The organism is Kitasatospora sp. NPDC056138 (assembly GCF_042264695.1).
Lineage (GTDB): Bacteria > Actinomycetota > Actinomycetes > Streptomycetales > Streptomycetaceae > Kitasatospora.
On sequence record NZ_JBHJVK010000043.1, the window covers coordinates 1 to 20,890 of the forward strand.

Sequence of the window (20,890 nt, forward strand, 5' to 3'; positions counted from 1 at the left end):
GCTTGTTTTTTTTTTAAACACCCCCCCCCCCACACTCCACCCGGCCCCCCCCGGGGGGCGCGGGGGCAGGCCGGTCTGCTGTGTCGGACGGATGCGGGGCGCCGGCCGCCGCCCACTGCGGCGACCGCCGGCCGCGCCTCGGGCCGTCGCGCCCTGGGCCTTCGCGCTTCGGGCGGCTGTCTGCGAGGTCCCGGAGGGCCGGGCCCGGACCCCGCCGGCCCGGGCCGTGGGACGGGTCAGTTGTCCTTGGCCGCGTCCGAGTCCGCCTGGGCGGCGGCGCTGTCGGCGGCGTCCACCTTCTGCTGCATGTCCTTCAGCTGGGCGTCGTCGCTGCCGCCCGCCGCCTGCGTCGCAGGTGCCGTGGGTGTGGCCGAACTCGCGGGGTTCGGCGGCGCGGGTGCGGCGCTGGTCGGTCCGCAGGCCGTGAGCAGCGGAGCCGAGCCGAGGAGCGCCGCAGCGAGCAGGACGGCAGTCGCGGAACGGCGTACGGTCACTTGCTCGCCGCCGTGCCGTCGCCCTGCGCGCCGCACCAGGTCGCCACGGACTTCAGGTCGGCCTGCCGGGTCTGCAGGGTCGGCAGCAGGCTCTTGCGGAAGGTGAGCCGGTCGTTGAGGTACTTCTCGATCTCGGTGTGGCCGGCCGTCTTGGCGTCGGCCACCCGCTGCTGCAGGCGGGCGATCGAGCCGGGAACGGTGGCGTCACCGTTCAGCCGGGTGATCGAGTCGGCGATCCGCTTCTCGGTCTTGGGCAGGCGCTTGCAGATGGCGGCAGCACCGTCGCCCTTCGGGGCCGTCCTGGTCGCCGCCTCGGCGGGAGCGGCCGCGAACAGGGCGCCGGCCAGGGTGAGTGCGCCGAGCGCGGCGGTGGCCTTGCGGTTCGGGAACATGGCTGAATCTCCTCCAGAGCCACGGGATGCCGACCCTTGGACGAGTCGACGTGCCTGGAAGGTAGCGAGCGTTCTTGTGGATTCCCTGTGACCGGATTCCCCGTGACCGCACTCCCCGTGACCGGACTCCTCCGTGGCCCGGGGCCGCCCCGCTGTCGCGGGTGGTTCCCGGGCCGGACCGGTCGGCCGTGCTACGGGCGCTGCTGCACCTTCGGGCCGCGCTCCTGGCCGGAGAGCCAGTCGCGACGGGCGGGCAGCTGCACGGGCGGGGCGTCGGCGGCCGACAGCGGCAGGCGCACCTCGAACCTGCAGCCCACTCCGTCGGGAGGCGTCCCGACCGTCACCGAGCCCCGGTGCAGCGCCGCCTGCTGGGCGACGAGGGTCAGGCCGAGCCCCGAACCCGGACTGCCCGACCTGCGGTGGAAGCGGGCGAAGACCTTCTCCCGCTCGCCCGGCGAGATCCCCGGGCCGCCGTCGTCGACGGTGAGCACCGCGAATCCGCCCTCGGCCCGCAGCCGCACCGTGATCCGCGCTGTTGCTTCGGCCCCACCTGTCCCCGCACCCGCACCCGCACCCGCACTGTCGGTCGGACCTGTGGTATCGGCCGTCCCGGCTGGTGGTCCGGCCGAACGGCCGTGCACCACGGCGTTGTTGAGCAGGTTCGCCAGTAGGATCCGCAGGCCCGCCTCCCAGCCGAAGAACCGGAGCTCGGCGGGCAGCTCGGTGGTCAGGACGGCCTCGGGGCTCCGCCGTGCCGTCTCGCCCGCCACCGCGTCCGTCAACTCGGCCAGATCCAGCGGGCCGAAGGCCGTCAGTTCGACCAGGTCGCCCTGCGCCAGCGCGCGCAGTGCGGTCAGCAGGTCCAGCAACCGGGCGTGCTCGCTCCGCAGGTCCGCAGTCACCTCCGCCCGGTCCTCGGCGGGCAGGTCGGGATGCGCGGCCAGTACGTCCAGGTTGGTGCGCATGCTCATCAGCGGAGTGCGCAACTCGTGCGAGGCCGCGGAGGAGAACGACCGTGCGGTGTCCAGCGCCTGCGCGGTGCGCCCGGCCTGCTCCTCGTAGCGGGCGAGCAACCCGGCGATCGAGGACGCGAGTTCGTCCACCTCGGCGACGCGGGTCGGTTCGGTGGCGAAGCCGGCCGCACCGGCTCCCGGGTCCAGTTCGTGCGCGCGGCGGCTGAGCCGGCGCAGTGAGGCGGTGGCCCGGTCGGCCAGGGCGTAGGCCAGCAGTCCCGAGACCGGCGCGGTGACCAGGGCCACCAGCAGCACCCGTCGGCGCACCGCGGCGAGCTCCGGATCGGTGGCCGAGGCCGGGGTCAGCAGCCAGAGCGTTCCGGGTGCCTGACCGTCCAGCGGTACGGCCAGAACCCGCCAGGCGTGGCCCTTGTCCCGCAGGGTGGCCGGGCCACTCGGGGTCACCGCGGGCAGCCGCGCCGGATCGGCGGGCTGCGGACCGCCGGTCAGGACCACCGTGCCGTCCGCCGCCACCACCCGGATCCCCGCGTCGAGGGAGTCGGCGAGCACCTTGCGGTGCTGGCTCTGCTCGACCCGGGGACGTCCGCCCTGGTCGGCGGTCAGCAGCGCCCGGACGTCGGGTCGGACGAGCGAGGCCCGGTCCTGGAGCCGGGTGTCCTGCTGATGCCTGAGGTCACGACCGACCAGTCCCAGCACCAGCAGCCCGGCGGCCAGCACCAGCAGCGGCACCAGGACGGTCACCGAGAGCGCGATCCGGGTCGAGAGTCTCATCGGCCGCGCGCCTCTCCGGTTCTGCCCCGCAGTGGCGGGACCGGACGGCCGGGCGGCTCATGGGCGGCCTGGGCGCCGGGCGACTGCTGGGCAGCCCGGGTGCCGGGCGGGCGCAGCACGAAACCGACGCCGCGGACGGTGTGGATCAGCCGGGGGCGTCCGCCCTCCTCCAGCTTGCGCCGGAGATAGCTGATGAAGGTGTCGACGGCATCGGTCCGCACCTCGAAGTCGTAGCCCCAGACCCGGTCGAGCAGCTGGTCCCTGGTGAGCACCAGTCCGGCGTTTCTGACCAGCTGCACCAGCAGTTCGAACTCCCTTCGGGTGAGCTGGAGTTCCAGGCCGTCGAGGTGAGCCTGGCGGGTGGCGGGATCGATCTCCAGCGGGCCGGCGCACAGGACCTCGGAGGGCGGCGGGTCGTCGGCCCCGGCTGCGGGTGGAGGTGTCCGGCGGCGGAGCAGCGCCCCGATCCGCAGTACGAGTTCCTCCAGGGCGAACGGCTTGACCAGGTAGTCGTCGGCCCCGGCCTGGAGCCCGGCGACCCGGTCCGCGACCTCGTCCAGTGCCGAGAGCATCAGCACGGGAGTGTCGTCGCCCTTCGCCCGCAGGGTGCGGCACACCTCGATGCCGCTCAGGCCCGGCATCGAGACGTCGAGCACCACGACGTCCGGCGCGGCTCCGGTCGTGGACCCGGCTGCGGACCCGCTCGCGGGCCCGGCGTCGCTCCTGCTGCCGGTCCCGGTGAGCAGCCGCAGTGCGCTGGGACCGTCCTCGGCGAGCAGCACGGTGAAACCGCCCAGCCGCAGTCCGCGCTCCAGCGAGCGACGGATGGCGGCGTCGTCGTCCGCTACCAGTACGCGTCCCGTGGTCATGGCCCTGCTTCCTCCGTCCTCGTGCCCTCGCCTCCGGCTGCTCCCGTGACGGCTGCTCCTCCGAGGGGCTGCCCCTCGGGTGCTGGAGAGCCGCGGTGCCGGGTTCGCCGCTCGGGGGCCCGTCGCCCGGGGCTCGGGGTGCCGGGACCGCCCGACCCTCTCATGGCTTCATGAAGCACCCGGATCCGGGCCCGGGGTCCGGGTCCATCGGCTCCGGCAGTGCCTGGGGGCTGCGGCGGTGCTCGGGAGTGCGGCCACCTCGGCGGCGGGCTGGAACCGACCAGGCCGTGGTGCGCGTCCTCGGTGGCAGTACGGCTGCGCTCGGCAGCGCGGCGAAGGGTTGGAGAGACGTATGGGATTCATCAGCTGGATCATCCTCGGCCTGCTGGCCGGGGCAATCGCGAAAATCCTGCTGCCCGGACGTGACCCGGGCGGCCTCATCGGCACCACCCTCATCGGCATCGCCGGTTCCTTCGTGGGGGGCTGGCTCTCGGCGACCTTCCTGCACCGGTCGGTGGCCAAGCACTTCTACGACCCCGCCACCTGGGGCGCGGCAATCGCCGGTTCGCTGGTGCTCCTGATCGCCTACCGGCTGATCTTCGGCAACTCCCGCGACTGACCGGGACTGATCGTGACTGATCGCGTCTGACAAGGCCGGTGGGTCTGCCGCGACGCGGACGCACCGCCCCGCGCCTGCCGTTCAGCTGCGGACTCTCGCCTCGGCGACCCAGCCGGGCAGCTCCTCCTGTGCGGCGGTCCAGCTCGACGGCACCTCGGCGCAGCCGGTGCGGGCGGCGACCACCCCCGCCGCGATGGCGCAGGTGGTGTCCATGTCGCCCCAGCCGCCGAGGGTGTCCCAGATCGCCTCCGGCAGCGAGTCCAACTGCCCTGCCGCGCACCAGAGGGCGAACGGCACGGTGTCCGGCGCGGAGATCTGCAGCCCGGACCCGAGCACGGCAGCCGCGTGCCGGACGGACGTGCCCTCCGGGAAGCGGGCCGCCACCCGAAGGCCCGACCGCACATCGGAGTCCGGCAGCGACTCGGCGATCCGGGTGAGCAACTCCACCCGGCCGGGAGCGGATTGACCCCGGCTGCGGGCTGCGAACGCCGCCGCGAGCGCGACCGCCACCGCCCCGGCGACCGCTTCGGGGTTGAAGTGCGTGGTGAGCGCTGAGAGTTCGGCCTGCTCGGCGACCCGGTCGAGGTCGTCGGCGAACCAGGCACCGAGCGGTGCGACCCGCATCGCCGCCCCGTTCCCGTACGAGCCCTGGCCGTTGAACATCGCCGAGGTGACGGCCTGCCAGTCGTCGCCCTCCTGGATCGCCCGCAGCACCTGGTGCATGGACGGGCCGTACTTGCGCGCGGGGTCGGCGGTGTAGGCGTCGGCGAACGCCTGCGCCAGCTCCGCCTGCCTGATCTCGCCGTGCCGGAGCAGATGTCGGAACAGGACCAGCGCCATTGCGGTGTCGTCCGTCCAGTGCCACGGCGCCCGGCGTGGAATACGGGCGGCGAGTCGGGCGTCGGCCTCGCTGTTGTCGACGCTGAACCAGCGGTCGCCGAAGGCGTCGCCGAGGGCGAGGCCCCGCAGACTGTCGAGCGCCGACTGGGGAGTGTGCACGTCATCCTCCATCTGGGAGCAGCATCCGAGAGCTGCTGGAGCAAGACATCGTGCCCGCTCGGCGCGACTGCGGGCGAACGCATTTCCGTTCCCAGCTCCCCAAGCCCCGTCGCCCGTCGCCCATTCTCTGCTCTGTGTCCTGGACGGGGTGGTTCCGGGCTCGGCCCGTCCGCTCCGGCAGTGGTGGGCGGCTTCGGCGCGGCCGGTGCTGCCTCGTGCCGTGCGGTGGTCGGGTGCCGTGCGGCGGTCGGGTGTCAGCGGGAGCGGAGGCCGGCGAGGAGGAGGTTCCAGAGGGCCTCGAAGTCGGCCTCGGACTTCGGGTCGGTCCACTCGGCGGCGTGGGCCGGGTCGTGGAAGTGCGCGGTGGCCTGGAAGACGGCGCGTGCGGCGGTTGCGACGTGGGTCGGGTGGAACTCGCCCTGGTGGATGCCGTCCTGGATGATCGTGGCGATCTGGGCGGTCAGGGTCTCGATGTGCGCCTCGACGGTGGTCGAGAGCTCGTTGACCAGCGTCATGTAGGTGGCGAACAGCTCGGGGTCGTCCAGTGCCTTCTTGCGCTTGGCGGCGAAGAGCGTCGCCAGCCAGCAGTGCAGGCGCTCGACGGCCGGGCCGCGCTCCACGGTGATCGCGGCGAGGGCGTGGTGCGCCTGGTCGAGCCACCGCTGGGTGACGGCCTCGCGGAGTGCGGCCTTGCTGGGGAAGTGGCGGTAGACACTGCCGTGGCTGACGCCGAGCGAGCGGGCGATGTCCACCACGGTGGCCTTGGCCGGTCCGAACCTCCGCAGGACGTCCTCCGCCGCGCTCAGGATCTGCTCGGGGGTGAGTGTGCTGTCCGTGGTCACGGCGGGGTACGTCCTTTGGTGCGGTAACGGGCCGGCGGTCGGGTCGGTACTGGCTCCTCGCGGCGTGGTCCGACCGGTGTCAGTGCTCGCTGTCGAGGAGGGCCATCTGTGCGGCAGCGTACCTGTCGCCCGCGGCGGCGCCCGCCGGGACCGCTGCCTCGATGGCCGCGAGGTCGGCCGGGGTGAGGGCGACGTCCAGGGCGCCGAGCGCCTCGGCCAGGCGGTCGCGGCGGCGGGCACCGACCAGCGGCACGATGTCCGAGCCGCGCGAGGCGACCCAGGCGATGGCGACCTGCGCGACGCTGGCGCCCTTGGCCTCGGCGATCGCACGCAGGGCCTCGACCAGCCGGAGGTTGTGGGTGAGGTTCTCGCCCTGGAAGCGCGGGCTGTGGCCGCGGAAGTCGGTCGCGTTCATCTCGCGGTTGCTGGTCCAGTGACCGCTGAGCAGGCCGCGGGAGAGCACGCCGTACGCGGTGATGCCGATGTTCAGGGCGCGCGCGGTGGGCAGCACCTCGGCCTCCAGGCCGCGGGAGATCAGCGAGTACTCGATCTGCAGGTCGCTGATCGGGTGGACCGCGGCGGCCCGGCGCAGGGTCTCCGCACCCACCTCGGACAGGCCGATGTGGCGGACGTAGCCGGCCTTGACCAGCTCGGCGATGGTGCCGACGGTCTCCTCGATCGGGACCTTCGGGTCCAGCCGGGCCGGGCGGTAGACGTCGATGTGGTCGGTGCCCAGGCGGCGCAGCGTGTACGCGAGCGCGGTCTTGGTGGCGGCGGGGCTGGCGTCGTAGCCGACCCAGCTGCCGTCCGGCCCGCGCTGGGCGCCGAACTTGACGCTGATCTCGACGCTCTCACGGTTGCGGCCGCGCAGCGCCTCGCGGATCAGCAGCTCGTTGTGGCCCATGCCGTAGAAGTCGCCGGTGTCGAGCAGGGTGACCCCAGCGTCCATGGCGGCATGGATGGTGGCGACGCTCTCGGCTTCGTCGGCCGGGCCGTAGAGGTCTGACATGCCCATGAGGCCAAGGCCGAGGGCGGAGGTGGTGAAGGCGCTGGCGCCGAGCGTGGCGCGGGCGGGGGCGGTGGTCACGGTGGGTGCTCCCTGGTGGCGGACGGTTTCCGGGTCGTGCTGGGCGGGGCGCCCTGGCGATATCGACTATGGCATGTCGGATGACAGATTTCAATATCTGTCATCCGACATCTGACATCTGTCCTTCGGTGTCTGCCATCCGCCGTCCGGCATCGGTCATCGGTCATCGGTCATCTGCTCTCCGCTGTCCGTGACGCGTCAGCCGTCAGCCGTCAGCCGTCAGCCGTCAGCCGTCAGCCGTCAGCCGTCGTCCGTCAGCTGTCGCCCGCCGTCGGTCGGCCTTCGGTTGTTGTGGCCGGTGACCGTGCTTCCTGTGCTTCCTGTGGTCCCGGTGGGCCCTGGTCGCGCCCGGCTCGAAGTCCCGAAGTTGCGTGAAGCGGTGTGCGCCGGTCGTCCTTCCCCCGGTCGCCAATCTGGTACCGAACGCTGAGCGTTCATCACCCATCGGGCGTGGATCGGCCGGGTGTTGCGGCTTCGCGATGCAGTGAGGTCGCTGGAGGTCCATCGTGGAAGTGGGCGCGATCCCGCGACCGCGCTCGCGCGTTGCCCCAGGCCCGAGCTCCGTGCCCGACCGGGAATCGTCCCGCCGGGCCGCCGCCCCCGCCCGCCGGTCGACGCGACGTAGTACTTGGGCCACCTCGCAAGGGAATGAACCAATCTTCTAGGCTCACTTCTCGGCTTCCCCTGCACCGGTGCCCCAAGCGCGCCGATGGATCAGGAGGCTGCCGTCCACGGGGCCCCGCGTCCAGCCGGGGCCGCCGGACCGAGCGAGGAGGACCCAGTGTTGCCCAGCCCGAGGTCGCACCAACTGGCGTTGCCGGACCGAGTCTGCGGCTGCCGGTGCAGGTATACCAGCGGTGGCCGGGGAGGCGTCCGATGAGTCCCGGTACCGGCCCGAGTCCGAGTCCGAGTCCGAGTCCCGGCCCCGGCTCGGTTTCCGGTGCTGCTCCCGGTCCCGGTCCCGGTTCCGTGCCCAGTCCCGGTCAGGGTGCCAGCGCCAGCGCCGGTGCCAGTGCCGGCGTCGGTGCCGCGCTGGGTCGCGGTACCGGTCCGCACTCCGGCTCCGGGGTCAGTTCCGGGCCCCGGTCCGCGAGTTCCCGTCCTGGCGGCCCGCAGACCGTGAGTGCTTACGCCGCAGCGACTGCAAGGACGGTTGGTGTCCGCACTGTCCACGCCGACGGTGTCGGTGCCGTCGGGGCGCACGTCGCCGGCCGGCAGTCCACGAGTCCGAGCAGGATTGTGTCCCGTACTGCGACGAAGGCGTCATCGGCCTCGGCGGTAACGGCGTCGGCGTCGTCGTCCGCCAGGGCGGCGGCCGCACGGCCGTCGGCGGCCGAGGCCGCGCCTGGGGCCGGAGTCGGGGCCGGAGCCGGGACCGGGGCGGGGTTCGACGGTGCGGCCGAGGGCGGGGAGGCCGTCGGCGCGGCCGCGCTGCCGGGGCTGCCGCAGGCACTGAGCGGCCGCGCCCGCACCCGAGCCGGTGCGGTCCGTCGCCGCTGTGCCGACCTGGCCCGGATGGAGTCGCCGTCCGGGGACGCGCCCCGGCTGGACGCGCTGGCCGAGGAGTTGGCTGCCGGGTTCCGCGCCACCGGCGCCGAGGTGCGCCGCGAGCCGGGGCCTGCGGGGGACCACCTGCTGCTCACCTGGCCGGGCCGGGACGAGACCCTCCCGCACCTCCTGATGGTGGGCCACCACGACACGGTCTGGCCGGTCGGGACGCTCCAGGACTGGCCGGTCCAGGAGCAGGACGGGCTGCTCAGCGGCCCCGGCGTGCTGGACATGAAGGCCGGTCTGGCGCTGGTGGAAGGCGCGTTCGCACTGCTTGCCGACCTCGGTGAACGGCCGCATCGGCCGGTCCGGCTGGTGGTGGTCGCGGACGAGGAGATCGGCAGTCCGGACGGCCGACGGCTGGTGGAGCGCCAACTGCCGGGTGCGGCGGCCGTCCTGGGTCTCGAACCACCGCACCCGGACGGTCGGCTCAAGACCGCGCGGCGCGGCAGCACCAGAGTCCGGCTGACCGTCACCGGCCGTGAGGCGCACGCGGGCAACCACGCGGCCCAGGGCGTGTCGGCCGTGGACGAACTGGTCGACCAGCTGGTCGCCGTGCGCAGTCTGGCCAGGTCGCCCGGCACCGAACTGAACGCCGGCCGGATCACCGGCGGCACCAGGGCCAACGTGGTGGCCGGGCGCGCCGAGGCCGAACTCGGCCTGCGCTTCGCCACTGCCGAGGCCCAGCGGAACACCCTCGACAACCTCGCACACCTGACCGCTCTGCGGCCCGGCGCCCGGGTCCGGACGGAGGTCCTGTCCAGCCGGCCGGCCTGGCCGGAGCGTTCGGGCAACCCACTGCTGCGGCACGTCCGGTCGCTGGCGGCCGTCCTCGGTCAGAAGCTGGACGGCGCGCCGGCGGGCGGTGCGGGTGACACCAACCTGGCGGGCGCGCGTGGTCTGCCCACCCTGGACGGTCTGGGTGCGGTCGGGGTCGGCCCGCACGCGCGTGAGGAGCACATCCAGCTGGACCAACTCGCCCCGCGCATCGCCCTCCTGGCTGCGCTGCTCGCCGTCCCGCTGCCCCGACTGCGCGAGCGTCCATAGGGCGGGAGGCCGCCCGTGCGCGTCCGGCGGACCTGCCGCGGACGGCAGCCACGCATGGTCCGGAGGCCCGTCCCCTGCCTGAGTGCAGGGGTGCGGGGGAGAGCTGTGCCTGGCTGATCGCGTCCCCGGGGCCCGCCGGACGGAGCTGCGGGCCGTGCCCGGAGCCGGGGGCGGGCCGGGTGGCCAGGCGGGAGCAGTCGCGGAACGGTGAGACCGGCGCGCGGAGGCGCCCCCCTGGTAGCCGCCGCTGGTCCCGTCGGTCCCGTCGGTCCCGCTGGTCCCGTACCGGACCGCCGGCCGGGCGCCGCCAGGAGCTGCCGGTGACGGTCGGAGCCGCCGGGCCCCGGGGTGGCGAGCCTCGGGTGCATGGGTGCATGGGTGCATGGGTGCCGGGCGCCGGGCGTCGAGAGCCGGAGATCGCGATCCCTTGTCATTCCGCGCCTCGCCGCACACAATGGTACCGACCGAACGGTCAGTCGGGAGGTGGGTGCAGTGTCGGCACCGCAGATGGTCGATCATCCCCTGGAGGGGCACTTCGAGACGGTGGTGGCCGCCGAACAGCGGATCGAGCCACGGGACTGGATGCCGGACGCCTACCGGGCGACCCTCGTCCGGCAGATCGCGCAACACGCGCACTCCGAGATCATCGGGATGCAGCCGGAGGGCAACTGGCTGACGAGGGCGCCGTCGCTGCGTCGCAAGGCGATCCTGCTGGCCAAGGCGCAGGACGAGGCGGGCCACGGGCTGTACCTCTACGCCGCCGCCGAGACCCTGGGGGTGGACCGGGCGGAGCTCACCGAGAAGCTGATCTCCGGCCGCCAGAAGTACTCGTCGATCTTCAACTACCCCACGCTCACGTTCGCCGACGTCGGCGTGATCGGCTGGCTGGTGGACGGTGCGGCGATCTGCAACCAGGTGCCGCTCTGCCGCTGCAGCTACGGCCCCTACGCCCGCGCGATGGTGCGGATCTGCAAGGAGGAGTCCTTCCACCAGCGGCAGGGCTACGAGCTGCTGATGACCCTGATGCGGGGCACCGACGCCCAGCGCCGCATGGTGCAGGACGCGGTGGACCGGTGGTGGTGGCCGTCGCTGATGATGTTCGGCCCGCCGGACGGCGACTCGCCGAACACCGCCCAGTCGATGGCCTGGCGGATCAAGCGGCACACCAACGACGAGCTGCGGCAGCGATTTGTCGACATGACCGTTCCGCAGGCCCAGCACCTGGGCGTCACCCTCCCCGATCCCGCCCTGAGCTGGAACGAGGATCGCGGCAGCTGGGACTTCGGCGAGCCCGACTGGTCGGAGCTCAAGCAGGTGATCAAGGGGCAGGGCCCGTGCAACGCCCAGCGCGTCGAGCGCCGCCGGGCCGCCCACGAGGACGGGGCCTGGGTGCGCGAGGCAGCCGTCGCCTACGCAGCCAAGCGCAGCGCCGAGGGCGACCGGCCCGTCGGCGCCGGCGCGGCCGACCGGCACGAGGGCAAGGGCGGACCCGTGGGCAACGACGAGCCCGAGGACAAGGGGACAGGACGATGACCGGGACCAAGGCCGACTGGCCGCTGTACGAGGTGTTCGTGCGCCCCAGGCGCGGCCTCAACCACGTGCACGTCGGCTCGCTGCACGCCTCCGACGACCGGATGGCGCTGCTCGCCGCCCGCGACCTCTACACCCGCCGCAACGAAGGCGTCAGCCTCTGGGTGGTCCGCTCGGACGCCATCACCGCCTCCGCTCCGGACGAGCAGGACCCGTTCTTCGCCCCCAGCGGGGACAAGGTCTACCGCCACCCGACCTTCTACGACATCCCCGAGGATGTCCCGCACATCTGACGGGGAGCACACGTCATGACCGATGCGACCACTGACGCGACCACTGCCGGGACCGCCGCTGCGGCCGCCGATCCGAGAACGGACGACGACCACGTCTACCTGACCCTCTCGGAGGCGTCCGCCGGGCCGGAGGGCGAGGCCCGCTGGGCGTACGGGACGGGGTTCGCCGACCCGCTGCTCGGCGTGGACACCGACCTGCCGCCGGGTGTCGACGGATCCGACCTCGGCGCCTACTGCCTGATGCTCGGCGACGACGCCCTGGTCCTGGCCCAGCGACTGATCGAGTGGTGCACCCGTGCGCCCGAGCTGGAGGAGGAGGTGGCGCTCGCCAATCTCGGCCTCGACCTGCTCGGCCAGGCCCGCCAACTGCTCACCCGCGCAGGCCAGGCGGACGGCACCGGGCGCAGCGAGGACGAGTACGCGTACTGGCGCGAGGAGCACGACTTCCGCAACGTCCGCCTGGTCGAGACCCCGAACGGCGACTTCGCGCACTGCGTCGCCCGGCTGCTGTTCTTCTCGACCGCCCGCCTCGCGCTGTACCGGCGGCTGGTCGGCTTCGCCGACCCGGTGCTGGCGGCGGTCGCCGCGCGCGGCAGCAAGGAATTGGCGTACCACCGCGAGTACGCCACCGCCTGGACGCTCCGGCTCGGCGACGGCACCGACTACTCGGCGCAGCGGATGCAGGCGGCGCTGGAGGGCCTCTGGCCGCTGCTGGACGAGCTGTTCACCGGGCATCCCGTGGAGCTCCGGCTCGGCGTGGACCCGGCGGAACTGCGCGAACCCGTCCTGCGGGAGCTCGGCGAGGTGATCGCCGAGGCGGGGCTGACCGTGCCGCAGGCCGCGCCGCTCGCGTACGTCGGCGGGCGGGCCGGCCGCGACGGAGTGCACACCGAGGCGCTGGGCCCGCTGCTCGCCGAACTGCAGGTGGTGGCCCGTGCGCACCCGGGGGCGACCTGGTGATGGCCGTGACAGCGCACAGCGCCGACAGGCGTGCGGACAGCAACAGCAGGTGTGCGGACAACGCGGACGGCGCTGACAGGGCGTCCACGAGCCCATCGCCCGCACACGGGTACCCGGTGCACGGGCATCCGGCACAGGGGCAGCCGGCACCCGTAGGCACCGTGTCCGCAGGAACCGCGTCCGCAGCCGTTCCGTCCGCCGACGGCGTGCGCTCGGGTGGGGCGTGGGAGATCGCGGCGGCGGTGCCGGATCCGGAACTGCCGATGCTCACGCTGGCCGACCTCGGGGTCCTGGCCGGGGTCGAGCAGGACGGTGGCACCGTCACGGCCTGGCTCACGCCGACCTACTCGGGCTGTCCGGCGGTCGCCGAGATGGCGGCCGACGTCGACGCCCGGCTGCGCGCGGCCGGCTACTCCGAGGTGCGGGTGCGGCTGCGCCTCGACCCGCCGTGGTCCACCGACCTGATCACCGAGGCCGGCCGTCGCAAGCTGGCCGAGGCGGGTATCGCCCCGCCGCAGCAAGGGACCGCAGGGCCGGGGGTGTTGCAGCTCGGGCCGACCCGGCGGGTCGTCCGCTGCCCGCAGTGCGGTTCCGCCGACACCGAGGAGCTGTCCCGTTTCGGCTCCACCGCCTGCAAGGCGCTCTGGCGCTGCCGCAGTTGCCGCGAGCCCTTTGACCGGATCAAGGAGATCTGAATGTCCGTCCGTCGACCGGCCTTTCACGAGCTGTCCATTGGGACGGTGGAACCGCTCTGCGAGGACGCGGTCGCGGTCACCTTCGAGGTGCCGCCGGAGCTGGCCGCAGAGTTCACCTTCCGCCCCGGCCAGACGCTGACCCTCCGCCGGATGGTGGACGGCGCGGACGAGCGCCGCTCGTACTCGATCTGTTCGCCGGTCGGCGGTCCGCTGCGGATCGCCGTCCGGGAGGTGCCCGGCGGGCTGTTCTCGCGCTGGCTGGTCCGCGAGGCGGCGGCGGGCGACCGGGTCGAGGTGCTGCCGCCGTCGGGCCTGTTCAGCCCCGAACTGGGCGTCGCCGCCCGGCACGTGCTGCTCGCCGCCGGTTCGGGAATCACGCCGATGGTGTCCATCGCGGGTTCGGTCCTGGCCGCCGACGAGGGCTCGGAGGTCACCCTGCTCTACGGGAACCGGCGCAGTGACACGGTGATGTTCGCCGACGAGCTGGCCGACCTGAAGGACCGCCACCTCGGACGCTTCCAGCTGCTGCACGTGCTCTCCCGGGAGACCCGCGACGCCGAACTGCTCAGCGGCCGGCTCGACCCGGAGCGGGTCAGGGCCCTGGTCGAGGCCCTGGTGGACGTCGAGCAGACCGATCACTGGTGGCTCTGCGGCCCGTACGGCATGGTCGAGGGAGCGAAGGAACTGCTCGCCGGACTGGGCGTGCCCGCCGAGCGGGTGCACCAGGAGCTGTTCCACGCGGAGGACGAACCGCTTGCCGAGCGCTCCGAGGAGGCCGGCGCGGCGGACGGTGCGTCGAGCGAGGTGACGGTGGTCCTCGACGGCCGCTCGGGCACCCTCGTCCTCCCGCGCGACCGCTCGATCCTGGACGGGGCCCAGCGGGCCAGGCCCGACCTGCCCTTCGCCTGCAAGGGCGGTGTCTGCGGCACCTGCCGGGCACTGGTCACCGAGGGCGAGGTCACCATGCGCCGCAACTTCGCCCTGGAGGAGAAGGAGGTGGCCGCCGGCTACGTCCTGACCTGCCAGGCTCGCCCGGTCTCCGACCGCGTCACGGTCGACTACGACCGCTGAACGCCGGGGCTGCCGTGCTCACCGGGCCCGGTCCGACGGCCGCAGGGGTGACTGCCGGAAGCCGGCGGACCGTCTCCCGCCGCCGGTCGGGGCAGTGGCTGGTCAGTGCCGCCGCTGGTCAGGGCCGTGGCTGACCGCGTGCCGGGCCGGCCGGCCCGGTGATCATCACGGGTGTGCGGGAACCCGGGCCCCGGACGGTTCGCCGAGCAGCTCCACGATCGCGTTGACAGCGGCCCGGCCGGCCCGGTTGGCGCCGACGGTGCTGGCGGAGGGGCCGTAGCCGACCAGGTGGATGCGGGGGTCTGCCACGGCCCGGGTGCCGTCCAGCTGGATGCCGCCGCCGGGGTTGCGCAGGCCGAGCGGGGCGAGGTGGGCGATCTCGGGGCGGAAGCCGGTGGCCCAGATGATCGTGTCCGCCGCGTGTTCGCGCTCCCCCCAGGCAACGCCGTGTTCGGTGAGCCGGTCGAACATCGGGTGGCGGTCCAGTGCGCCGAGCGCCTCGGCCCGCCGGTAGGCGACCGACGGACCGAGGCCGGTGACGCTCACCACGCTGGCGACGGGCAGGCCCTGCCGGACCCGTTCCTCCACCTTGGCCACCACGGCGCGCCCGACCTCGGGGGTGAAGGGGCCGTCGTGGTAGACGGGCGGGGTCCTGGTCACCCAGAGCGTCTCGGCGACCTCGGCCACCTCGGAGAGCACCTGGATCGCCGAGGCGCCGCCGCCGACCACCACCACGCGCTGCCCGGCGAAGTCCTCCGGTCCCCGGTAGTCCACGTAGTGCAGCTGCCGGCCGGCGAAGTGCCCGGGGTAGCGGGGGAGGAACGGGCGGGTCCAGGTCCCGGTCGCGTTGATCAGCGCCCGGGCCGACCAGCGGCCGGCATCCGTCTCGATCAGCAGCCGCCCTTCCCCGGCCTCCGACCGGGGGAGGGGGCGCACGGCCTGGACCCGGACGGGGCGTACCACCGGGAGCGCGTGCCTGGCCTCGTACGCTGCGAAGTACCCCGGCACCACCTCGCGCGCCGGGGCGGTCGGGTCGGGCGCGGGCAGCTCGAAGTCCGGCAGGTCGTGGAAACCGTGCACGGTGGCCATCCGCAGCGAGGGCGAGCGGTGCGCCCAGGCTCCGCCGGGTGCGCTGTCCGCATCCAGCACAACAAAGCCCTCGTACGGCTCGAAGCCGCGTCGCCGCAGGTGATAGGCGGCGGACAGACCCGCCTGACCTGCGCCGATCACCACGACATCGACGGCGGTGGCCTCACCGGAACTTGTTGCACGGTAAACAGTCACGCCGGTGAAACATCGGGTCGGCCGGAATCGTTCCCACCGGAGGAAGCAGGGACCTTCCCACCGGAGGAAGCAGGAAGGAGGGGGTGCCCCCGCGCGGGAGCACCCCCTCCTGGACGGTGGTTCAGGAAGCCGGGGTGATCACCACGGCCGTGCCGTAGGCGCAGATCTCGGTCCCGAGGTCGGCTGCCTCGGTGACGTCGAAGCGCATCGCCAGCACCGCGTTCCCGCCGCGTGCCTTGGTCTGCTCGATCAGTCGCTCCATCGCCTGGTTGCGGCTGTCCACCAGAGTCTTCGTCAGACCCTTCAGCTCGCCGCCCATCAGGGACTTCAGCGAGGCGCCGATCTGGGTACCGATGTGGCGGCTGCGGACGGTCAGGCCGAAGACCTCGCCGATCACTCGCTCGACCCGGTGGCCCGGTACGTCGTTGGTGGTGACCACCAGGACGCCCGAGTTCTGCTCCTGCCCACCGCCATACTCTCCAAGATTGCTCATACCGCCATCCTGTATGACTGGAGGCCCGCCACGCCGCAGACACGGCCGAACGGGCGGAAGATCCTCTCACGGCACCGGTGAACCGCCACCCCAAAAGGCCGTACGGTAGCCCCATGGGCGAGCGAAGCGATCATCCACAGGGGCCGGGTGCGGCGGAGGACTCCGAGGCACGGGAGATCGAGGCCACCGTGGTTCTCGGTATCCGAATCACCGACTGGCCCGCCCTGCGCGCCGCTGCGCGGGCGGTCGTCGAGGACCTGGTCTTCGAGGGCATCAACCCCGGGGAGCAGCGCGAGGCGCTGCTGCGCGAGGTGTCCGAGGACCCCAACGCCGCACTCGGCGCGCTGCTCCATCCGGACCGCCTGGTGTCCGCCATCCCCGGGGTGGAGGCGCTCGGCGGCACGCTGGAGATCAGTGCCACCGAGGACTTCGCCCCCGACTTCGCGGAACTCTTCCCGCTCGACCTGGAGGCGGAGGAGGGCGGCGGCAGCGTCGGCGACTGGACCCTCACCCCACGTACCGCCTGTCTCCTGCACACCCAGCTGATCACGCTGGCCGACGCCGCCTACGACGACCTCGAGGAGCACGAGGGCGAGCCGGTCACCGACGAGGAGGAGCAGGACTTCGCCGTTCTCGGCCGCCTCCCGAGCCGGACCTGGGGCATGCACCGCAGCTGGCGCCGCGCGCTGGCCCGGACCTTCGACGACCTCGCCGAGGACCTGACGCTCGGGGAGTGGCCGCTGCCGCGCTGCCTCGCCGAGGACCTGGCCCTGCGGCTGGCCCTGGTCGACGCCCGGGAGCTGCTCGGCGCGCAGCCGCAGGCCGTCGCCGACATGATGGGCGACCTGCCGGTCGACCTGTACGACTACGACTGGGAAGGCTGCGCGGACGAGCTCTTCGGCGTCTACGGCCCCGACGACGGCGACCCGGAGCTGGACGCCGCCGACCGGACCGACCAACTCCTGGCCGCCACCCATCCGGAGGGATGGTTCCTCCCGTACGAGGACGCGGAGGAGCGCGACCCCGCGCGCGGCTACCGGCGCTGACGGCCCGGCAGGGCTCACCGGAGGCGGAGCCGCGCACCGTCCCGGGGGCGGTGCGCGGCCGACCGCGTGCCGGAGGCCGGCAGCGGGACGGCGGGCCCGTGTCCGGTCATGGGCCGGTGGCCATGGGCCGGTGGTCATGGGCCTGATCCTGGTCATGGGCCGGAGGGCCGACGGGGTGAGAACAGGGGCGCCGGAGGGCCGGACGGGCCCCCGGAGGGGGCGCAGGGGCAGCCTGGCATCCTGGTGAGGTGATCTCAGCCAACGCCACGAACGCCACCGACACCGGCGACGCCACCGGCACCGCGACCGGTGACGCCACCGCTGCCACCGCGACCGGTGACGCCACCGGCACCGCTGTCACCGGTGCCGCCACCGTCGACGCGGCGAACGGCTCCGGCCCCGCCGACACCCCCGGCCCGCAGCCGGCCGCAGCCGATCCCCGCGACGACCTCCCGCAGTACGTGCTCCCGCTGCTGGTCCGGATGGAGCGCGCCACCCCTCCGGCCCGGACGGATGCGCTGGAGACCTCGGCGCGCGCGGTGCTGACGCTGCTCGCCGACGAGCGGGTGACGGCCGCCGACGGGGAGTGGGCCGAGCGGGTCGCGGCCTGGGAGGACGCCCGGATCCGCAAGGTGGTTCGGCGGGCGCGGGGCGGTGAGTGGCGCAAGGCGGGTGAGCTGCCGGGCATCACGGTGACCGGTGAGAGCGTCGAGGTGCGGGTCTTCCCGCCGATTCCGCTGGACGGCTGGCCGAAGGAGCTGGCCAAGCTCCAGGTGTCGGGCACCGATCTGGAGGACGTGGAACCGGCTGCCGAACCGGCTCCGGGGATCCCGGTCCTGTGGCTCAACCCCGAGCTGGAGATGAGCGCGGGCAAGACCATGGCACAGACCGGCCACGCCGCCCAACTGGCCTGGTGGCGGCTGGACGAGACCCGGCGCAAGGAGTGGGCCGAGGCCGGATTCCCGCTCGCCGTCCGTACCGCGAGCCCTGCCGCCTGGGGCGAGTTGGCCAACGGCGATCTGCCCGTGGTGCGTGACGCGGGTTTCACGGAGATCGCTCCGGGCAGCTGCACCGTCGTCGCCGACCATCCGGCACTGCGGGAGGGGTGACGGGCGGTCGGTCCGGGTCAAGGCATGGTGACGAAGGGTCAACCGGAGCTGAAAAACTTCGCTACCTTTGCCCTTGCCAACCCGTCTCTCTGGGGGACAGTTATTCACATCCTCTTCGGGAGACGGAACATGCGACGTTGGATGACAGTGCCGATGGTGCTCGCCCTCGCGGTGGCGGGGACGGCGGCGGTACCGGCCATGGCCTCGGCGGCCACCGGGTCGGCGGCCGTCGCCGACTGCTCGAACGACTGGGGAAGCCTGTCGAAGAGCGACCGCTCCTACCCCTCCGCCCAGTTGGCGAACATCCGGACCGGTCAGAACGGCTGCTACGACCGGCTGGTCTTCGACATCCCCGGTGCCTCGGAGGCCAACCGGCTCGGCTACCACGTCAACTACGTGGACGTACTGCGCCAGGACGCCTCCGGGACCCCGATACCGGTCAAGGGAGGCGCGATCCTCGAGGTCGTCGTCACGGCGCACACCTTCGACTGGACGACCGGCAAGTACACCTACCGGGCCAGCGCCGGTGACGCACTGCCCGGGGTGGACCTCACCGGCTACCGCACCTTCGTGGACGCCAGGTTCGCCGGCAGCAACGAGGGCTACACCCAGATCGGGCTCGGGGTGCGGGCCAAGCTGCCGTTCCGGGTCTTCCAGCTCGACAACCGACTCGTCGTCGACGTGGCGCACACCTGGGGCACCGCCGGCTGACCCGTGCCGACCCGTGCAGACCTGCTGAGGCCGGCCGGGGCGCTGTTCTCCGGCCTCCGTCGGGTCGGCGCGGGTACTGCGCAGTGCGCCGGACCGGAACGGCGGCAGCGGTCGGGCTGCCCCTACGCTTGGGGCCGTGATGATCAAGATCCTGCTGGTGGACGACGAGGAGCTGGTCCGGGCCGGACTGCGAGCCGTTCTGGAGGCCCAGGACGGGATGACGGTGGTCGGTGAGGCCGGGGACGGCGCGCAGGCGCCGGCGCTGGTCAGCTCGCTGCGGCCGGACGTGGTGCTGATGGACGTCCGGATGCCCGTGACGGACGGGCTCACCGCCACCCGGGCCATCCTGAAGTCCGCCGAACAGGCCGGTGGTGAGGCGCCGAGGATCCTCGTCGTCACGACCTTCGAGAACGACGACTACGTCTACGAGGCGCTGCGCGCCGGCGCCGACGGCTTCCTGCTCAAGCGCGCCCGCCCGGCCGAGATCGTCCAGGCCGTGCGGCTGGTCGCGGCGGGGGAGTCGCTGCTCTTCCCGGCCGCGATCCGCCGCCTGGCCGCCGGGCACGGAAACCAGGCGGCCCGGGAGGCCATGGCCCGGGCGGCGCTCACCGAACGCGAGGCCGAAGTGCTGCGCCTGATGGCCCGGGGACTCTCCAACGGCGAGATCGCCGGGCAGCTCTTCCTGGGGGTGCAGACCGTCAAGACGCATGTCAGCAGCGTGCTCGGCAAGTTGGGTGCGCGGGACCGCACGCAGGCGGTGATCGCGGCGTACGAGTCGGGGTTCGTCTCGGCGGACGGGGCGCCCGGCCTGCGCGGCTGAACCCGGGCATGCCGGCCGGTCACGTCGACCGGGTGCGCCGGTCGGGGCGACGCCTCGGCACGCGCTCACCCGCTCACGCCGGGTAGGCGCTCAGGCCGGGTAGGCGTGGGTCTGGGCGGCCTTGACGGAGGCCCAGACCATGGTGCCCGGCGCGAGGTCGAGTTCGGCGGCGGCGGCCGGGGTGAGGTCGGCGGTGAGCGGGAGTTCGCCGGTCAGGTCGACCCGGACCTGGTCGCCGTGCAGGTCGAGGCCGGCCACCTCCAGCTGCCAGACGTTGCGGGCGCTGGACTCCGGGCGGGTGCGGTGCAGCGCCACCGCGGCGGGCGGGAACGCGACGAAGGCGGGTCCGGTCAACTCCTCGGTGGTGGAGAGCTTCTCGCCGTCCGCGAGGGTGACGGTGTGCCCGTCCGCCGTGCCCTGGTAGAGGTTGAGCCCGACCAGCCGGGCGATGTAGTCGGTCCGTGGATGCCGGGCGATCTCGGACGGTGTCCCGGTCTGCACCACCTCGCCGCCCTCGATCACCACGAGTCGGTCGGCCAGCACCATGGCGTCCAGTGGATCGTGGGTGACCAGCACCGCCACCGCCTCGAACTCGGCCAGGTGCCGGCGCAGTTGTGCCCGGACCTCCAGCCGGGTGCGGGCGTCCAGCGCGGCCAGCGGCTCGTCCAGCAGCAGCAGGCGCGGGCGGACGGCCAGCGCGCGGGCGAGCGCGACCCGCTGGGCCTGGCCGCCGGAGAGCGAGCGGGGCTTGCTCTCGGTGTACTCGGTCAGGCCCAGCCGCTCCAGCCAGGGCCGGGCCTCGGCGCGCGAGGTCTTCTTGTCGGCGCCCCGGCAGCGCAGGCCGAAGGCGACGTTGTCGAGCGCGCTCAGGTGCGGGAAGAGCAGGTAGTCCTGGAAGACCACGCCGACCGGACGGGACTCGGCCGGGGTGTGCAGGCCGGTGGCCGGGTCCTCCAGCGCGGTGCCGTCCAGGTGCAGGTGGCCCTCGGTGAGGGGGAGCAGCCCGGCGAGGGCGCGCAGGGCGGTGGACTTGCCGGCGCCGTTGGGTCCGAGCAGGGCGACGACCTCGCCCGGGGCGGCGGTCAGGGGCAGGTCCAGGCGGAAGGTGCCGCGCTCGATCCGCAGGTGGGCGTCGAGGGCGTGGGGCGGCGTCATGGGCTGCTCTCTCGCAGAGGGGCGGGCTCATCGAGGTGCGGGTGGCCGATCGTGCACCACCCGGGGCGCGGGGACCCGCGC

21 protein-coding genes are annotated in these 20,890 nt (G+C 73.4%); 11 read left to right on the plus strand and 10 right to left on the minus strand.

The window, feature by feature from the left end; translation table 11 throughout:
* Positions 1-236: 236 nt before the first annotated feature.
* From ACFC1R_RS24270 to ACFC1R_RS24285, 4 genes are all read right to left on the minus strand, one after another.
* Positions 237-494, minus strand: a complete 258-nt coding sequence (locus tag ACFC1R_RS24270) for a hypothetical protein (RefSeq protein ID WP_375941882.1) — start codon at positions 492-494, stop codon at positions 237-239.
* The gene (locus ACFC1R_RS24275; protein ID WP_375941884.1) at positions 491-886 is read right to left on the minus strand and encodes a hypothetical protein; all 396 of its coding nucleotides are present in this window, start codon (positions 884-886) and stop codon (positions 491-493) included. Before ACFC1R_RS24275 ends, ACFC1R_RS24270 begins: the two co-directional genes overlap by 4 nt.
* Before the next feature lie 191 nt (positions 887-1,077).
* Positions 1,078-2,631, minus strand: a complete 1,554-nt coding sequence (locus ACFC1R_RS24280; protein WP_375941886.1) for an ATP-binding protein — start codon at positions 2,629-2,631, stop codon at positions 1,078-1,080.
* Complete coding sequence (locus tag ACFC1R_RS24285) at positions 2,628-3,500, minus strand: response regulator transcription factor (RefSeq protein ID WP_375941888.1); 873 nt, start codon at positions 3,498-3,500, stop codon at positions 2,628-2,630. The genes ACFC1R_RS24280 and ACFC1R_RS24285 overlap by 4 nt, the downstream gene beginning before the upstream one ends.
* 352 nt (positions 3,501-3,852) lie before the next feature.
* On the opposite strand from ACFC1R_RS24285, the gene ACFC1R_RS24290 reads away from it, so the two are divergent.
* The gene (locus ACFC1R_RS24290; protein WP_375941890.1) at positions 3,853-4,119 is read left to right on the plus strand and encodes a GlsB/YeaQ/YmgE family stress response membrane protein; all 267 of its coding nucleotides are present in this window, start codon (positions 3,853-3,855) and stop codon (positions 4,117-4,119) included.
* 81 nt (positions 4,120-4,200) lie between these two features.
* Here the strand turns inward: ACFC1R_RS24290 and ACFC1R_RS24295 are convergent, their stop codons facing one another.
* The 3 genes from ACFC1R_RS24295 to ACFC1R_RS24305 all read right to left on the minus strand — a co-directional run bounded on the left by ACFC1R_RS24295 (position 4,201) and on the right by ACFC1R_RS24305 (position 7,047).
* A complete protein-coding gene (locus ACFC1R_RS24295; RefSeq protein WP_375941892.1) occupies positions 4,201-5,118 on the minus strand; it encodes an ADP-ribosylglycohydrolase family protein in 918 nt (305 codons plus the stop codon).
* Positions 5,119-5,372: 254 nt separating this feature from the next.
* Positions 5,373-5,960: a TetR family transcriptional regulator gene (locus tag ACFC1R_RS24300; protein ID WP_375941893.1), complete on the minus strand. Its 588-nt coding sequence runs from the start codon at positions 5,958-5,960 to the stop codon at positions 5,373-5,375.
* A gap of 79 nt (positions 5,961-6,039) precedes the next feature.
* Complete coding sequence (locus tag ACFC1R_RS24305) at positions 6,040-7,047, minus strand: aldo/keto reductase (protein WP_375941895.1); 1,008 nt, start codon at positions 7,045-7,047, stop codon at positions 6,040-6,042.
* Positions 7,048-8,286: 1,239 nt separating this feature from the next.
* On the opposite strand from ACFC1R_RS24305, the gene ACFC1R_RS24310 reads away from it, so the two are divergent.
* From ACFC1R_RS24310 to paaE, 6 genes are all read left to right on the plus strand, one after another.
* A complete protein-coding gene (locus tag ACFC1R_RS24310; RefSeq protein WP_375941897.1) occupies positions 8,287-9,642 on the plus strand; it encodes a M20/M25/M40 family metallo-hydrolase in 1,356 nt (451 codons plus the stop codon).
* A 507-nt stretch (positions 9,643-10,149) separates the two neighbouring features.
* The gene (paaA, locus tag ACFC1R_RS24315; protein ID WP_375941899.1) at positions 10,150-11,175 is read left to right on the plus strand and encodes a 1,2-phenylacetyl-CoA epoxidase subunit PaaA; all 1,026 of its coding nucleotides are present in this window, start codon (positions 10,150-10,152) and stop codon (positions 11,173-11,175) included.
* Entirely contained in the window at positions 11,172-11,465 is a 294-nt protein-coding gene (gene paaB / locus ACFC1R_RS24320) for a 1,2-phenylacetyl-CoA epoxidase subunit PaaB (protein WP_045298340.1), read from the plus strand. Before paaA ends, paaB begins: the two co-directional genes overlap by 4 nt.
* 15 nt (positions 11,466-11,480) lie before the next feature.
* Positions 11,481-12,425, plus strand: a complete 945-nt coding sequence (paaC, locus tag ACFC1R_RS24325; protein ID WP_375941902.1) for a 1,2-phenylacetyl-CoA epoxidase subunit PaaC — start codon at positions 11,481-11,483, stop codon at positions 12,423-12,425.
* Between the two features lie 206 nt (positions 12,426-12,631).
* Complete coding sequence (paaD, locus tag ACFC1R_RS24330) at positions 12,632-13,120, plus strand: 1,2-phenylacetyl-CoA epoxidase subunit PaaD (protein WP_375941987.1); 489 nt, start codon at positions 12,632-12,634, stop codon at positions 13,118-13,120.
* Entirely contained in the window at positions 13,121-14,191 is a 1,071-nt protein-coding gene (gene paaE / locus ACFC1R_RS24335) for a 1,2-phenylacetyl-CoA epoxidase subunit PaaE (RefSeq protein ID WP_375941904.1), read from the plus strand.
* Positions 14,192-14,356: 165 nt separating this feature from the next.
* Here paaE and ACFC1R_RS24340 read toward each other — a convergent pair whose 3' ends face one another.
* Positions 14,357-15,475, minus strand: a complete 1,119-nt coding sequence (locus ACFC1R_RS24340) for an FAD-dependent oxidoreductase (RefSeq protein WP_375941906.1) — start codon at positions 15,473-15,475, stop codon at positions 14,357-14,359.
* Positions 15,476-15,596: 121 nt separating this feature from the next.
* Entirely contained in the window at positions 15,597-15,968 is a 372-nt protein-coding gene (locus ACFC1R_RS24345) for a YbjQ family protein (RefSeq protein ID WP_375941908.1), read from the minus strand.
* 113 nt (positions 15,969-16,081) lie between these two features.
* Between ACFC1R_RS24345 and ACFC1R_RS24350 the strand changes: the two genes are divergently transcribed.
* The 4 genes from ACFC1R_RS24350 (at position 16,082) to ACFC1R_RS24365 (ending at position 19,654) form a co-directional block, all read left to right on the plus strand.
* Entirely contained in the window at positions 16,082-17,014 is a 933-nt protein-coding gene (locus ACFC1R_RS24350) for a hypothetical protein (RefSeq protein WP_375941910.1), read from the plus strand.
* Between the two features lie 251 nt (positions 17,015-17,265).
* A complete protein-coding gene (locus ACFC1R_RS24355; RefSeq protein WP_375941989.1) occupies positions 17,266-18,123 on the plus strand; it encodes a peptidyl-tRNA hydrolase in 858 nt (285 codons plus the stop codon).
* Positions 18,124-18,264: 141 nt separating this feature from the next.
* Positions 18,265-18,834, plus strand: coding sequence for a hypothetical protein (locus ACFC1R_RS24360; protein ID WP_375941912.1), 570 nt, complete (start codon positions 18,265-18,267; stop codon positions 18,832-18,834).
* Positions 18,835-18,973: 139 nt separating this feature from the next.
* Positions 18,974-19,654: a response regulator gene (locus ACFC1R_RS24365; RefSeq protein ID WP_375941991.1), complete on the plus strand. Its 681-nt coding sequence runs from the start codon at positions 18,974-18,976 to the stop codon at positions 19,652-19,654.
* A gap of 90 nt (positions 19,655-19,744) precedes the next feature.
* On the opposite strand, the gene ACFC1R_RS24370 is transcribed toward ACFC1R_RS24365, so the two are convergent.
* Positions 19,745-20,809, minus strand: coding sequence for an ABC transporter ATP-binding protein (locus tag ACFC1R_RS24370; protein ID WP_375941914.1), 1,065 nt, complete (start codon positions 20,807-20,809; stop codon positions 19,745-19,747).
* Positions 20,810-20,890: the final 81 nt, after the last annotated feature.

Bases quoted from the DNA above. Each gene is read 5' to 3' on its own strand.
- ACFC1R_RS24275 (WP_375941884.1), bottom strand. From the start codon at position 886: ATGTTCCCGAACCGCAAGGCCACCGCCGCGCTCGGCGCACTCACCCTG.
- ACFC1R_RS24280 (WP_375941886.1), bottom strand. From the start codon at position 2,631: ATGAGACTCTCGACCCGGATCGCGCTCTCGGTGACCGTCCTGGTGCCG.
- ACFC1R_RS24285 (WP_375941888.1), bottom strand. From the start codon at position 3,500: ATGACCACGGGACGCGTACTGGTAGCGGACGACGACGCCGCCATCCGT.
- ACFC1R_RS24290 (WP_375941890.1), top strand. From the start codon at position 3,853: ATGGGATTCATCAGCTGGATCATCCTCGGCCTGCTGGCCGGGGCAATC.
- paaA (WP_375941899.1), top strand. From the start codon at position 10,150: ATGGTCGATCATCCCCTGGAGGGGCACTTCGAGACGGTGGTGGCCGCC.
- paaB (WP_045298340.1), top strand. From the start codon at position 11,172: ATGACCGGGACCAAGGCCGACTGGCCGCTGTACGAGGTGTTCGTGCGC.
- paaC (WP_375941902.1), top strand. From the start codon at position 11,481: ATGACCGATGCGACCACTGACGCGACCACTGCCGGGACCGCCGCTGCG.
- paaE (WP_375941904.1), top strand. From the start codon at position 13,121: ATGTCCGTCCGTCGACCGGCCTTTCACGAGCTGTCCATTGGGACGGTG.
- ACFC1R_RS24345 (WP_375941908.1), bottom strand. From the start codon at position 15,968: ATGAGCAATCTTGGAGAGTATGGCGGTGGGCAGGAGCAGAACTCGGGC.
- ACFC1R_RS24350 (WP_375941910.1), top strand. From the start codon at position 16,082: ATGGGCGAGCGAAGCGATCATCCACAGGGGCCGGGTGCGGCGGAGGAC.
- ACFC1R_RS24360 (WP_375941912.1), top strand. From the start codon at position 18,265: ATGACAGTGCCGATGGTGCTCGCCCTCGCGGTGGCGGGGACGGCGGCG.
- ACFC1R_RS24365 (WP_375941991.1), top strand. From the start codon at position 18,974: ATGATCAAGATCCTGCTGGTGGACGACGAGGAGCTGGTCCGGGCCGGA.
- ACFC1R_RS24370 (WP_375941914.1), bottom strand. From the start codon at position 20,809: ATGACGCCGCCCCACGCCCTCGACGCCCACCTGCGGATCGAGCGCGGC.